This window comes from Psychrobacter pacificensis (genome assembly GCF_018336615.1).
GTDB classification, from domain to species: Bacteria; Pseudomonadota; Gammaproteobacteria; order Pseudomonadales; family Moraxellaceae; genus Psychrobacter; species Psychrobacter pacificensis.
The window spans coordinates 384333-398448 of the sequence record NZ_CP048752.1 but is presented as its reverse complement, the minus strand read 5'-3'; the positions used below and the strand labels follow the sequence as shown (position 1 = coordinate 398448).

Here is a 14116-nt window from a genome sequence, read left to right as displayed (position 1 = left end):
AAACGGCGTGAATATAACTAAAGTATGCTTATTATTCACAAATATGGCGACTTACTGGCTGTCTTCTTGTCTAAATTTTACGGTGATTTTATTTTTTCGCAAGCTAAGACAATAAAACCAGTTTAGCACGCTATATCACTCATAGCCTGCTAAACTGGTTTAAAAATTCGCATACCTATACTTTATATTACCAATGATTGACACCGGTTTACTAGGCATTGGCAATACTGTTTTTAAAGCTATCTAAAATGGGTTCTAGTAACGCAAATTTGCGCTTATAGCTGACTTGATTGACGATAAGACGTGATGACACATCACAAATATGATCGCGCGCTTCAAGTCCATTCGCGCGTAGGGTATTACCCGTATCAACCACATCGACAATCAAATCGCCCAAGCCCACCAATGGTGCCAGCTCCATTGAACCGTAAAGCTTGATGACATCAACTTGCTGACCTTGGCTCGCAAAATAAGCGCGCGCTACATTGACATATTTGGTCGCGATACGCAGACGACGATTGGGCAGTGGTGCGTCTTTTACGCCAGCGGTCATCAATTTGCACTGAGCGATTTTTAAATCAAGCAGTTCATACACGTGGTTCGCGCCATGCTCAAGCAGCACATCTTTACCCGCTACACCAAAATCAGCCGCACCGTGCTCGACATAGGTTGGTACGTCGCTTGCACGCAAAATTAATACACGTACATTTGGGTTTGAGGTTGGAAAAATAAGTTTGCGCGAGGCTTCAGGGTCTTCTAAAAGATCAACACCCGCTGCACGTAGCAGTGGCATCGTCTCTTCTAAAATACGGCCTTTTGATAACGCCAACGTTAGACCTGAAAACGCATCGTTTACTTCGTTTAGTAGACCGTCGGCTGGTGCAGGTTTGCTTGTCTCAGTCATAATGACATCGTGTCCATGTGCAGTTAGTTTCCCCATTCAAGGGAAGTTTTAATGTATAACGTAATTCATGTATAAACTACGGTTGACCTATCAGTATTAGCCGTTGGTATTGACACGCTGGATATTCACACCAAGGCTACGCAGCTTGTCTTCGACATGCTCATAACCACGGTCAATATGATAAATGCGGTCAATCAAGCTCTCGCCTTCTGCCGTTGCAGCTGCCATCACCAGTGACATAGAAGCACGTAAATCTGTTGCCATAACTGGTGCTGCCGTAAAGTTCTCGACACCTCTGATCACCGCAGTATGTCCATCCACTTGGATAGATGCACCCAAGCGGTTTAGTTCAGGTACGTGCATATAGCGGTTTTCAAAGATGTTTTCGATAATGGTACTGGTGCCATCAGCCAGACAGCAAATTGCCATCAACTGAGCTTGCATGTCTGTTGGAAAACCTGGATGTGGCTGAGTCCGAATATCCACTGGCTTTGGACGACCTTTCATCTGCGCGCGAATCCAGTCATCACCTGTGGTGATCACTGCACCCATCGCTTCAAACTTCTCAAGCACTGGGTACAATAAAGAGGCTGTAGTTTTTTTGGTCAGCACATCCCCTTGAGTCATCAAGGCACCCGCAAGATATGAGCCTGTCTCAATACGATCCGGTACCACTGAATACTCACAACCGTGTAGACGTTCGACCCCTTCAATGGTCATCGTCGAAGTACCGATGCCGCTGATTTTGGCGCCCATCGCAACCAGCATATTGGCTAAATCGACTACTTCTGGCTCTAATGCACAGTTAGCCAAAACGGTCGTGCCTTTAGCCAATGCCGCTGCCATAATGACGTTTTCCGTACCGCCAACTGTCACCATATCAAATGAGAAGTGGCAACCAATCAGCTTACCACCTTTAGGCGCTTGCGCTTTCACGTAACCGTTCTCTACGCTGATTACCGCACCCATCGCTTCAAACGCTTTTAGATGCTGATCAACAGGACGTGAACCAATCGCACAGCCACCTGGCAACGACACTTCAGCTTCGCCAAAACGCGCCAGTAACGGCCCTAATACCAAAATTGACGCGCGCATGGTTTTTACCAAATCATACGGCGCATAAAAGTTATCAATAGTTTTGGTATCACAAGTGACCGTATCGTCCTGCTTTTGGATATCAATCCCCATGCCACTGATCAATTCAATCAATGTTCGTACGTCTTTTAATGACGGTACATTGTGCAATGTCGTTGGCGTCTCAGCCAATATCATCGCAGCAAGCAATGGCAAGGCGGCATTTTTGGCGCCTGAAATAGTAACTTCCCCTGCGATACGACTACTACCAGTGATTAAAAATTGATCCATAAAGGTGACAACCTAGCCATGAGTATAGAAAATGGTGAAAACGAGCAGTAAAGAATCCTTATGTCTGTTAAACGAACTCTTCGATTGCCAGTTAGATAGATAGCTATATAATTAGCCTTTTGATTGAGCGTCCCACTCAGCAGGCGTTAGCGCTTGAATATTGAGGGCGTGAATATCGCCACTCGCAATCTTATCATTAACCAGCGCATAAATGGCTTGCTGACGTTGAACGGCGCGTTTGCCTTCAAAGCTTGCATCAACCACGCGCACGTCAAATTTATTGCCTTGATTGGCAGCTTGGATAAAAGCGTCTGGGAAGTGAGTCTGTAAAAATGCGATCAAATCGTCAGCGTTCATGCTCATAAAATAGTCTGCCTTAACGTTTAGAATAGGGTATAGATTTAAAGTGATGACATTATAACAAGAGTTTGCCTATCTTACAGTACTGTCTTGCTCAAGTGTATTTGAGGACTGAAACCGTATCGAAAAATAAGTAGTCAAAAGCCCGTGATATAAATAACAACAAGCTATTTGAGCATTGTGTCTAGATACGTCACTACTTGCGCACGCACATCATTGACCCAGCGTAGCGGTGGTGCCATTGCTCCAATGATAGTTGCGTGACTCGCGCCTTCGATCTCACCCGTCTGCACCGTTACCCCTGCCTCTTTCAATGCTTGCGTCATTTTGAGTGCATTGGTTGGATGCACCACTTTATCTTTTTCTGCGGTTAATAACAAATATGGTGGCTGTGCCCCTTTGATCTGACGGTCAGGCATGACTTGATCAGGTGTGGCATCCGAGGGAAAAGCTGACGCACTACTAAACTTACGGAAGTCATAACTGTAAGGCCCTGCAATACCGATAACCGTCGCAATGTCTGTCGGCTTAATACCATAGGGCGCTAAAAAGTCTTCGTTGGCGACGGCTGCGACTGCATTAAACGCGCCAGCAGAGTGGCCCATGACAGCAACACGTGACGGATCAGCATGCAAACTGGTCGCATTCTCGATACTCCAAGCAATCGCTTGGGCCGTATCATTGACATAATCAGGGTAGACATGCTCGGGCACCTTACGATAATTAATCACTGCGGTGACATAACCTGCCTGCGCTAAGCTTTGACCGACAAAGGCATATTGATCTTTATTACCACTCTCCCAAGAACCGCCATGCACGAATACCACCATAGGGTAGTCATTATTGATAGCGCTTTGGGCTTTCATTGCCTGTGCCAAGGGCTTTGGATAGTAAATATCTAAATCTTGCAAAGGCTCATCACCGTATAAGATATCTTTACTTACCCCTACGCCGCCACTAGAAGTAATGCCATTGACAAAGCCTAGCGGTGATAATGCCTGTGCACTTTGGGTGGCAAGCGCGATGCTGCCTAGCGCCAATGCTGCCGCTCCTACAACCCTTAGTCTGCGCGGGTGTTTACCAAAAGAATTATGATCAAAGTTCTTGCAGTTGTTCGCACCTGTCTTTTGTTTTATGTGATTTACCGAATCCTGCATTGCCAATACCTTGTTACAGTTATAGATCTTATAGATATGCATCTTATAGTTATGAATCATGCCTAACATCGTGAGCACTCTATGGTCTCATTAGAACCTCTGATTCTGCTACTTTTCACTATTGATATAGTACTCACTGGCTGAGGATTTCTCGTGCTTTTACTGTTATATCTATTTAGGCTTATTGTGATTAATATCAAAAAAAGCTACTAGCATCCTATGATGTGACGGGTATCACATATAGCTAAGTAGCTATTATACAAGCTCTTATTTATCGTCAATCATTGCTTGGTAGACTCAGCTTGGCAAACTCAGTAGTTTTACTGATTTTGATAAAGATCGATATATGGGCTTGATGATGGTTGCGCCGTAGTAGCCTCTTCTTCCGTTATTACTATCGGCGTTGCGGTACTGACAGCAGTACCTTGGACAGCTGGTGCGACTGCCGGATTGGCTAAGTTATTCTCGTACATAATATCATCATCGTTTATCTTTACACCTCTATCATCGACAACGGTCGTCAGCAGTACCAGCTCGGTCACCCCAACAGTGCTGTTCGCAACATCAATTAAGTTACTTTGTTGGGTGGGTGTCATGCGACCCATAATATAGACCACGCCATTGTTGGTGACTGCTTTGATTTGTGAGGTTTTGACGCCATCGCTGGCGGCTATTTTTGCCAGTAGTTTTGAGGTGATATAACCATCATGAACCGTTGAGCTATAGCCTTTTGAAGCACTTACTTCCATCTCGTTGTAGACGCGGCGTACATCTGGCATGGAGCTGACGACCTTTTCTACTTCTGCTTTGAGCGCTTCAGACGGTACTTCCCCTGTGAGCAGCACTTCGCTATTGAAGCTATCGATACCCATACGGCTGGTCTGCTGCAAGTCTTCTTTTAGCCCATACACGTTGATTTTGGCAGTATGCTCGATACTACGATCTAGTAGACGCTGCGGAATGGTGCGCTCAGTCATTGGCACACCGTAAGTTCCTTCTGTACTGTTGGTCAGATAGTTGGTGGCACAGCCTGTACTGACCACACAAGCAGCAAGCATAATGCCCGTCGTAATACAGCGTGATGAACCAAAAATAGCAGTGCGCAAATGCATCCGTGTCATTGTTTACCTCTTAGAGCATGGTGGTGACGGTGTTATAAATTCAATGAATTGAGTCAATTTTTATCTAGCAGTGATAAGACAAGTTTTGTTAACAGCTACTTTACTTAATTTTGGCCAGCAGCGGTTAGGTTTTTGGTAACGAGTATTGCGCGCTAGATTCAGTCAGGCGCGCGAGTCATCCCGTATTTGCGTTATATATTTACTACCATGCACTGGCTACAAAGGCACCTTTAAGCCATTGCAGCTCATCACTCAACGGATTCTCTTTTGAGCTGAGCTTACCTGCCGTATTATAAGCAATGACATCAAAGCGGCAGTCATAATGAGCGTACTCAGGATGCTGCTGCAAAAAACATTGTGCCGCTTTAATCACTTTACGCTGCTTGCTTGTCGTCACGCTGAGTGCTGCATCGCCATAGATTGACCGCTTGCGTTGACGAACTTCGATAAATACTAGCGTTGACCATGCGGGTCCTGCTTCCATCATAATCAGATCTAGCTCACCTATTTTTGGCTGTTGCCAGTTTTGCGCCACCAACCGTAACCCTTGTGTTTGTAAATACTCACACGCCTGCTGTTCAAACAAGCTGCCTTGGCGTTGTTTCGGTGAGGTTAAGATCAAGGGTTTGTGATTCGCCATAAGGTTAATTCGTCTGCTTAACATTTGAGAATTATCATAGCACAACATGCTAAACTAGCCACTTCTGCGCGTTATGCTCTCAAAATCTATCGATTTATTCACTCACTATTTGACTGAAAAATCATAGATAACGACTGGATATAATGGCGCACTATTATTGTTAATGACCCGAGGTTTTCATGTCTACCCCTACTGCGATGCCAGCTTGTCTCTATATCGTTGCCACGCCGATTGGCAACTTGACCGACATGACGCCACACGCGATTGATGTTTTAAAGCAGGTCGCGATCATTGCCTGTGAAGATACTCGCACTTCAGGTAAGCTGTTGTCGCACTTTGGTATTGATACTAAAGGAAGCAAAACAGATGAGGCAAAAAGCTTAGAGACCCATCATGCCACAAGTAGTGTAGAAGAAGATGATGAGGCTACAACGAAGCAAAAAGGTCATAACAAGCTATGGGCTTATCACGAACACAATAGCGCTATTCAAACGCCTAAAATCATTGAAATGATTGAGCAAGGTCATTCGGTTGCCTTGATTAGTGACGCTGGTACGCCACTGGTCAGTGACCCAGGTTATCAATTGGTACAGGCTGCACATGAAGCTGGCGTGACCGTATCTCCTATCGTTGGGGCTTCTGCTGCTATTGGCGCATTGTCAGTGGCAGGGTTGCCATCAGATCGATTTAGCTTTATTGGGTTTTTACCAGCCAAAACTCACGGCCGTCAAAAACAACTGAACGATTTGATCGCACGTACCGAAACTCTGATATTTTATGAAGCGCCGCATCGCATCGTATCTAGCCTGGAAGATATGGAGACGATATTTGGTGCAGGCCGTGCAGTGACTTTTTGTCGTGAATTGACCAAAACGTTTGAAACCATACATAAGAGCACCCTTGGCGATTTGGTCGAGTTTGTCAAAGCAGATGACAATCAGCAACGCGGTGAGATCGTCGTGGTCGTCGCTGGCGCCGGTATGGCAAAGGATACTGACGACATCAGTACTCATGATAAATTGCTACAGCGTTTGCTAGAGGATCTATCGGTCAAAAAAGCAGCCGCGCTGGCCTCTGATATCACTGGTGTAAAAAAGAATGCACTTTATCAGCGTCTACTAGAGCTGCAAGCTGACTAGTTTTTAACAATAAGAAAGATAACTGTTTATAAATTAATTGAAGAGAGGTAAGCAATGTACGATGTAATGGCGATAGGTAATGCGTTGGTTGATCACGAGTATGTGCTGTCAGATGCGGCACTAGAAGAGACCGAGCTGACCAAAGGTAATATGACATTAGCAGAGTTTGAGGAGCAGCAGCAACTACTGGCTTACTTTAAGCTGGCTGAGATTGAGCCATCAAAACAAGCCGGCGGTGGCTCAGCAGCCAATACAATGTTTACCTTTGCTAGCCTCGGCGGTAAGCCGTTTTATGCTTGCCGCGTCGGTGATGACGATCAAGGGGTGTTTTACCTCAGAGACTTGCACGAAGCAGGCGTCGCAACCTCAGACAAATCTATCCATGAAGGCGGTGTGACCGGCTCCTGCGTGGTGGCTGTCACCGAAGATGGCGAGCGTACCATGCAGACCTATCTTGGCACCTCAAGCGAAATCGCAGCTGACAATGTTGATTTTGATGCGTTGACGCAAGCAGACTGGCTATATTTAGAAGGCTATTTGGCCATGTCTGAAAGCATCCAACCAGCAATGACTCAACTGCGCCAACAAGCCGGTATTCATAATGCAAAAATTGCCGTGAGTTTTGCGGATCCTGCTGTAGTGAAATTTGCCAAAGACGGCCTGCTTAACATGCTCGGCAATAAAGTTGCCGTGATATTCTGTAATAGCGAAGAAGCCAAGCTATTCACCGATAAAAAACAAGTCAAAGCCGCTGCCCGTGCCCTGCTTGAGCATTGCCAAACAGCGGTCGTCACTGATGGTGCCAACGGTGCGGTCATTGCCCACAAACCTGATGACGAGTCGGAAATCGAAGTTTACGACGTGGCAACGCCAGTAGTGACGAGTGTCATCGATACCAATGGTGCAGGTGACAACTACGCGGGTGCCTTCTTGTATGCGCTATCGCAGCATTATAGCTTGCCAGAGTGTGGACGTCTTGCCAGCGAAATATCGTCACAAGTCATCCAGCAGTTTGGCCCCCGTCTTGCCTCGCAGGATTACCGAGATATCGCTCAGCGTGTCCTATCTGCTTAAATGCTGAATATGTATATTTAACGCAAATAAAAAGCCCATATCAAGTCGATATGGGCTTTTTTGTTTATAGATTATAATCACTCAAATAATTTTCCTAAATGAGCACGCTTTTATATTAAGCATTAGCTAATGCTTGCGCAAGATCGGCTTTGATGTCTTCAATGTGCTCGATACCAATAGACAAACGTACCATATCTTCACTAACGCCAGCTTGCTCAAGCTCTTGTCCATTTAGCTGACGATGCGTCGTCGAGGCAGGATGACAGGCCAATGACTTGGCATCACCGATATTCACCAAGCGCGTAATCAGCTGTAGCGCATCGATAAAGCGCGACCCTGCCTCCAAACCGCCTTTTACGCCAAAGGTCAAAATAGCAGAAGGCGTGCCTTTCATATATTTTTTGGCAAGCTCATGCTCAGGATGGTCAGACAGGCCTGCATATTTTACCCAAGCGACCTTGTCATGGTCACGTAAGTATTCTGCAACCGCTTGTGCGTTCTGTACATGACGCTCCATCCGTAGGCTCAGCGTCTGCATCCCTTGCAAGATACTAAACGCATTAAGCGGACTAAGCGCCGCGCCCGTATTGCGTAGCGGTGCGACACGAGCACGCGCGATAAAGGCAGGCGCGCCCACGTCTTTGACAAAATTCACCCCATGATAACTGGCATCTGGCGTGTTCAGTAATGGGAAACGCTCAGGATAATCGCCCCACGCAAACGTACCACTATCGATAATCGCACCACCAATCGACGTCCCCGTACCGCTCATATACTTAGTCAATGAATGCACCACAATGTCCGCACCAAACTCAAACGGACGGCATAGCGCAGGCGTGGCAACGGTATTGTCAATCACGACAGGCACACCGTACTCGTGAGCAATATCACTGAGCGCCTGAATATCTACGATATTACCTAGTGGGTTACCGATACTCTCGGCAAAGACCATTTTAGTCTTATCATCGATTAAATCACGAATGGCTTCTGGATTTTTGTGGTCAAAAAAGCGCACCTCGATACCTTGACGCGGCAATGCATGCGCAAACAAATTGTAAGTACCGCCATATAGCGTCGATACCGCAACGATATTGTCACCTGCCTCACAAATCGTCTGAATGGCATAAGTGATAGCAGCCATACCAGAGGCGACCGCAAGCGCACCGATACCACCTTCAAGCGCAGCAACGCGCTCTTCTAGCACCGCATTGGTCGGGTTCATAATACGCGTATAGATATTGCCCGCGACCTTTAGATCAAACAGATCAGCACCATGCTGAGTGTTATCAAACGCATAGGAGCTGGTATGGTAGATAGGTACGGCGACGGATTTGGTGGTCGGCTCCACGCTATAGCCAGCATGAATCGCCAAGGTCTCAAGACGCTGGTTGTTCTTTAATTCTTGGGCTGCTTGTTCATCACTCATCGTACATTCCTTTGTATGGATCAAATGTATTGATCAAGATTTACTGATTCAAGAGTTCGCGTTTAAAAACTATCTCAAAAAGCTGTCTGCTAAATCATAGCAATAAAAAAAGCTGAGTTCATCATAACTCAGCTTCTTTATTAAAAGAATAGCAAAATACTAATTGCTTAATGACAAACATGCATAGGCGTTTTTATAACCGCTATGCTGCTTTTATTGGTTATTGGATTTTTGCATTTATTTATAATAAGCATTTTCTGTGCGCGTATGGTCGGTATCATCAACCACTTGCGTCAGCTCTGGTATTTGCTGCTTAAGCTGTACTTCAACGCCTTGACGCAGTGTCATGTCAACAGCTGAACAGCCTTGGCAACCACCGCCAAATTTCAACACAGCGGTCAAGCCAATACCTTCTTCTTCAATCAATTCAAGCAACTGTACGTCACCGCCATGTGCTGCCAAGCCAGGGTTAATCTCCGACTGCAAGACATAGTTGATGCGTTCTTCGACACTGGCATCAGCGCCCACTTTGGGTACTTTAGAGTTTGGCGCGCGGAAGGTCAGCTGACCACCAAAACGATCTTTATTGTAATCGATGACCGCATCTTCTAGATAAGGCACCGAGGCCGCTTCGATAAAGGCTGAAAAATCATCATAGGTCAAACACAAATCAGCGCTGTCTTCTTCGCCTGGTTGGTTGTAAGCCATGCAGCACTCCGCACGCGGCGTACCAGGATGCTCAACGAAGATACGCACACCGATGCCATCAGTATCTTGCTTGGCTAACAAGTCTGCCAAATAGCCTTGAGCAGACTCAGTGATGGTGATATTGCTTTTTGCTTCAACTTGCTCAGTATCTAATGCTGACTCATAGTCAGCGGCTTGATTTTGTTCACTCATAATGTTTCCTATGCATTGTGACACAAGCGCAATATCTATTATGGCGACCGTGTCGTGAATTTGAATTTTTCAAAATTTTTATGGCTTATATCAGTTTGCAAGCCATCAGTGCTTGAGGTTTATTATTGTAATGCACTGGCAGCAATAGTCATAAAATTTAATCCGTCTATAATGACCATTATACCTGAATCAAGGAGTAATTCCGACCGCGCTACTGTGAATTGAACCGTGACCGCTGCAAATGGTTGTCATTGGTTTTTTCAATGGCACTACAAGTCAGTAGATTAGGCATTGTTTATATAATGACTGATAAGCTACCCTCTATATAAAGACAGCTGCATTATTTATCAAGCAGATTAAATACAAATAATGCCTACTAAGGATACACCCCTAAACATCTTTCCACTTGTCAGAAAGTCACAGGCTGTGTCAGTATTAGCGTCATTAATTTTTTATCAATAAAAATAAATTGTAGGAAATTAGCGTCTATGAGTGAATTATCAGAGCAAGCTTCAGATAAGCAAAACCCCGAGCAAAAAAACAGTACACACTATCGTTATCTGGTTTTTATCGGGCGTTTCCAGCCGTTTCATTGTGGGCACAAGGCAGTCATTGACGAAGCGCTCAAACGCTCTGATGAAGTGATTATGCTGATTGGTTCGGCCAATCTACCACGCAGCTTACGTAATCCGTTTAGCGTCGCTGAACGCGCTGCGATGATCAAGGGCGCTTACTCAGCAGAAGACGCCGCTCGTATCCATTGCGTCGGTCTAGACGATGCACTATACAACGACACGCGCTGGCTACAATACGTCCAAGCAGGCGTGAAATCGGTCACGGGTGATTTGCAAACAGATATTGGCTTGATTGGTCACTCAAAAGACAGCTCATCATATTACTTATCACTGTTCCCTAACTGGGCATCGGTGTCAGTGCCTAATTATCATAATCTATCAGCCACGCCTATTCGCGACAGCTATCTGATGGGCGCTACGCCAACGCCTGAGCGCACGCCTGAGTCAACGCGCAGCGTCCTCGATGCATTCAAAAAAACGGACGACTATCATCAACTGCATGAAGAAGCGGACTTTATTGATAAATACAAAAGACAGTGGCAATCTGCCCCCTATCCACCAACCTTCATGACGGCTGATGCGTTGGTTGTACAGTCGGGGCACATCTTACTAGTCGAGCGACGTAGTATGCCGGGACGCGGATTGTGGGCATTACCGGGTGGATTTTTGAATCCAAAAGAGACGCTATTTGACGCTTGTATTCGTGAGCTGCGTGAAGAGACACGCCTGAAAGTGCCTGAGCCCGTATTGCGCGGTTCTTGCCACAGTCAGCATACCTTTGATGACCCGTATCGCTCAGCACGCGGACGCACCATTACCCAAGCGTTTTACTTCCAGCTCAAAAACGATCCGAAAGGATTACCAAAAGTAAAAGGCGGCGATGACGCAACCAAGGCTTTTTGGCTGCCACTGGCAGAGCTTGATGCCAAAATGATGTTTGAAGATCATTATGCGATTATTACCAAAATGGTTGGATTGTAGTTTTTCGTTATTAAACGGATGATCAGGTCATAGTCAAATCAACCCTCACTGATATCTACACAATGTATTTTTTAACTTTTTATATCAGTGCCGATAGACGGCACTCAACCGCCGCCACTGTTCTTTCAAAGCAGCTGCGGCAGCTCAAAGCAGAGGAGTTCTGTGATGTACACCAGTAATCTAAACAATTTAATCTTAAATAGTGACAGCTATAAAACCTCACATTGGGTGCAATACCCAAGTGGCAGTGAGTATCTGTCGAGCTACGTTGAGGCGCGTAAAGGCGACTACGATGTGGTGTTCTTCGGTCTGCAGGCTTTTATCAATCTGCAGGCTTTTATCAAAGAGTACCTAAGCACTCCTATCACGCATCAAGATATCGACGAAGCCGAAAAAGTGATTAAAGCGCATGGCTTAACCTTTAATCGTGCGGGCTGGGAGCACTTGATTGAAAAACACAACGGCTATTTGCCACTGCGTATTCAAGCCTTTCCTGAGGGCAGCATCGCTCCGGCATCAAATGTAGTCTGCCAAGTTATCAACACTGATCCTGAGTTTTATTGGCTACCAAGTTATATCGAAACAGCGCTATTACGCGCGATTTGGTATCCGTCAACGGTCGCTAGTGTCTCTCGCTATTGCAAAGAGATTATCCGTCAAGCGCTAGAAAAGTCAGCGGACAATACAGAGTCGCTACCTTTTCGCTTACATGACTTTGGCGCGCGCGGTGCGTCGAGTCAGGAAACGGTTGCCCTTGGCAGCTTGGCGCATTTGGTCAACTTTGCTGGTACCGATTCAATGACAGCACTTATTGCAGCCAGTCGCTGGTATCAGATGGGTGATGACATGCCTGCGTTCTCTATCCCAGCGGCCGAACACAGCACAATGACGGCTTGGGGACGTGATGGAGAAACCGCTGCTTTTCACAATATGATTGAGCAGTTTGGCGGCACAGACAAAGCGTTTTCGGTGGTATCAGACAGTTACGACCTATGGAATGCGATCGATAATATCTGGGGCGACGCCTTAAAAGACGACATCAAAAACATGGGCGGTACCTTGGTCATTCGACCAGACAGTGGCGAGCCGACTAAAGTCATCCGTGAAGCGCTAGAGCGCTTGGCGGTGAAGTTTGGCACGACGGTAAACAGTAAAGGCTATAAAGTTCTACCGGATTATGTGCGCATCATCCAAGGCGATGGCATCAGCCCAAACACTTTGGGCAGCATTATCGATGTGGTGCTAAAGGCTGGGTTTAGCGTGGATAACATCACCTTTGGGATGGGCGGCGGATTATTGCAACAAGTCAACCGCGACACCATGAGCTGGGCGATGAAATCGAGCGCTATCTGTATCGATGGCACATGGAAAGATATTTATAAAGACCCTATCACCAGCCGCTCAAAACGATCGAAAAAAGGACGATTGGCACTGGTACAAGATGGCAATGGCCAGATCAAAACCATAAAAGAGCAAGCATTGAGTGCTCAAACGGACAATCTATTGCGTGATGTCTATGTCGATGGTCAATTATTGATTGAGGATAGCCTTACAACTATTAGGGAGCGTGCAGGATGGTAGACACCAACAAACTGACATCTATAGCAAAAGATGTCCTACTTGCCCCTGTATATCTTTATCAGGGTCGTAAAATCAAGCGTGAAACCGTTCGTTTGCCGGAGCCAAACGGCGAAAGACATGGTATGGTTGAGCTATCAAAAGCAGATGATGGACTGTCATCTAAAAGCCAAGAGACGCTTAATTTGATGGTCGTGGGCGATTCAGCAGCAGCAGGTGTTGGCAGTCAGACTCAGCAAGAAGCGCTGGTTGGTAAGCTGATTCCGATATTGGAACAGAATGCCGTTATTCGATCGAACTTTGCACAGCTCAATTGGTCATTACAAGCGACGACTGGTCATACTAGCTTTGATATTTTACGCAGATTATATGTTCTCCCTACTCCTGACCAACCTATCGATGTGATGCTGCTGAGCGTTGGGGTCAACGATACGACGTCCAATGTGGCAGTCCACAAATGGCAACAGCAGATCGAAGACATCATCCATATTGCACAGCGCAAGTTTGGTGTCCGCGAATTGATTTTTTTGAGCTTACCACCGATGGCGCAGATGCCTGCGATTCCCTCCCCACTCAATAATTTTGTTGGGGCAAAGGCCTCAATACTTGATGAGATATTGCAAAAAGTCTGCGCTGCTCATGACGGTGTCAACTATATGGCAACTGACTTTGCACGCATGATAAAAGAGCATGGCAATGGTCAGCCTATTGATATTGCCGTGATGTTCGCCAGTGATGGCTTTCATCCGAGTAGCCTGATGTATGGTTATTGGGCACAGCAAATTGTAGAAAACATTACGCAGTTATTGGCTCCATCTGCCATTCAGGCTGATGACCAAACACACTCAAGTGTTAGTGCCTAAAAACACATGTGTTTAAAAACAAAAAAAACCGCT

13 protein-coding genes are annotated in these 14116 nt (G+C 45.9%); 5 read left to right on the top strand and 8 right to left on the bottom strand.

Annotation, left to right across the window (positions count from 1 at the left end; genetic code table 11):
• Positions 1 to 211 precede the first annotated feature (211 nt).
• The 6 genes from hisG to GYK50_RS01750 form a co-directional block, all read right to left on the bottom strand.
• Positions 212 to 904: an ATP phosphoribosyltransferase gene (gene hisG / locus GYK50_RS01775; protein WP_071002912.1), complete on the bottom strand. Its 693-nt coding sequence runs from the start codon at positions 902 to 904 to the stop codon at positions 212 to 214.
• Positions 905 to 1000: 96 nt separating this feature from the next.
• Positions 1001 to 2269 (bottom strand): UDP-N-acetylglucosamine 1-carboxyvinyltransferase, encoded by a 1269-nt coding sequence (murA, locus tag GYK50_RS01770; RefSeq protein ID WP_212564139.1) that lies wholly within the window; start codon positions 2267 to 2269, stop codon positions 1001 to 1003.
• 111 nt (positions 2270 to 2380) lie between these two features.
• Positions 2381 to 2632 carry a BolA family protein gene (locus GYK50_RS01765; RefSeq protein ID WP_058025509.1) on the bottom strand — a complete coding sequence of 84 codons (252 nt, stop codon included), beginning with the start codon at positions 2630 to 2632 and terminating at the stop codon, positions 2381 to 2383.
• A 164-nt stretch (positions 2633 to 2796) separates the two neighbouring features.
• Positions 2797 to 3786, bottom strand: a complete 990-nt coding sequence (locus GYK50_RS01760) for an alpha/beta hydrolase (protein ID WP_186473550.1) — start codon at positions 3784 to 3786, stop codon at positions 2797 to 2799.
• Between the two features lie 320 nt (positions 3787 to 4106).
• Positions 4107 to 4907 (bottom strand): BON domain-containing protein, encoded by an 801-nt coding sequence (locus GYK50_RS01755; protein WP_186473549.1) that lies wholly within the window; start codon positions 4905 to 4907, stop codon positions 4107 to 4109.
• A gap of 202 nt (positions 4908 to 5109) precedes the next feature.
• A complete protein-coding gene (locus tag GYK50_RS01750; protein WP_212564138.1) occupies positions 5110 to 5595 on the bottom strand; it encodes a YraN family protein in 486 nt (161 codons plus the stop codon).
• A gap of 131 nt (positions 5596 to 5726) precedes the next feature.
• Between GYK50_RS01750 and rsmI the strand changes: the two genes are divergently transcribed.
• Positions 5727 to 6686: a 16S rRNA (cytidine(1402)-2'-O)-methyltransferase gene (gene rsmI / locus GYK50_RS01745; RefSeq protein WP_212564137.1), complete on the top strand. Its 960-nt coding sequence runs from the start codon at positions 5727 to 5729 to the stop codon at positions 6684 to 6686.
• 54 nt (positions 6687 to 6740) lie between these two features.
• Positions 6741 to 7760 (top strand): adenosine kinase, encoded by a 1020-nt coding sequence (locus GYK50_RS01740; RefSeq protein ID WP_212564136.1) that lies wholly within the window; start codon positions 6741 to 6743, stop codon positions 7758 to 7760.
• Positions 7761 to 7875: 115 nt separating this feature from the next.
• On the opposite strand, the gene GYK50_RS01735 is transcribed toward GYK50_RS01740, so the two are convergent.
• Together GYK50_RS01735 and nfuA are read right to left on the bottom strand one after the other, a co-directional pair.
• Complete coding sequence (locus tag GYK50_RS01735) at positions 7876 to 9186, bottom strand: O-acetylhomoserine aminocarboxypropyltransferase/cysteine synthase family protein (protein ID WP_212564135.1); 1311 nt, start codon at positions 9184 to 9186, stop codon at positions 7876 to 7878.
• A 237-nt stretch (positions 9187 to 9423) separates the two neighbouring features.
• Positions 9424 to 10086, bottom strand: coding sequence for a Fe-S biogenesis protein NfuA (gene nfuA / locus GYK50_RS01730; RefSeq protein WP_058025134.1), 663 nt, complete (start codon positions 10084 to 10086; stop codon positions 9424 to 9426).
• 488 nt (positions 10087 to 10574) lie between these two features.
• Here nfuA and GYK50_RS01725 point away from each other — a divergent pair, with 488 nt between their 5' ends.
• From GYK50_RS01725 to GYK50_RS01715, 3 genes are all read left to right on the top strand, one after another.
• Complete coding sequence (locus tag GYK50_RS01725; protein ID WP_212564134.1) at positions 10575 to 11642, top strand: bifunctional nicotinamide-nucleotide adenylyltransferase/Nudix hydroxylase; 1068 nt, start codon at positions 10575 to 10577, stop codon at positions 11640 to 11642.
• Between the two features lie 165 nt (positions 11643 to 11807).
• The gene (locus tag GYK50_RS01720) at positions 11808 to 13223 is read left to right on the top strand and encodes a nicotinate phosphoribosyltransferase (RefSeq protein ID WP_212564133.1); all 1416 of its coding nucleotides are present in this window, start codon (positions 11808 to 11810) and stop codon (positions 13221 to 13223) included.
• Positions 13217 to 14083, top strand: coding sequence for an SGNH/GDSL hydrolase family protein (locus GYK50_RS01715; RefSeq protein WP_212564132.1), 867 nt, complete (start codon positions 13217 to 13219; stop codon positions 14081 to 14083). Before GYK50_RS01720 ends, GYK50_RS01715 begins: the two co-directional genes overlap by 7 nt.
• Positions 14084 to 14116: the final 33 nt, after the last annotated feature.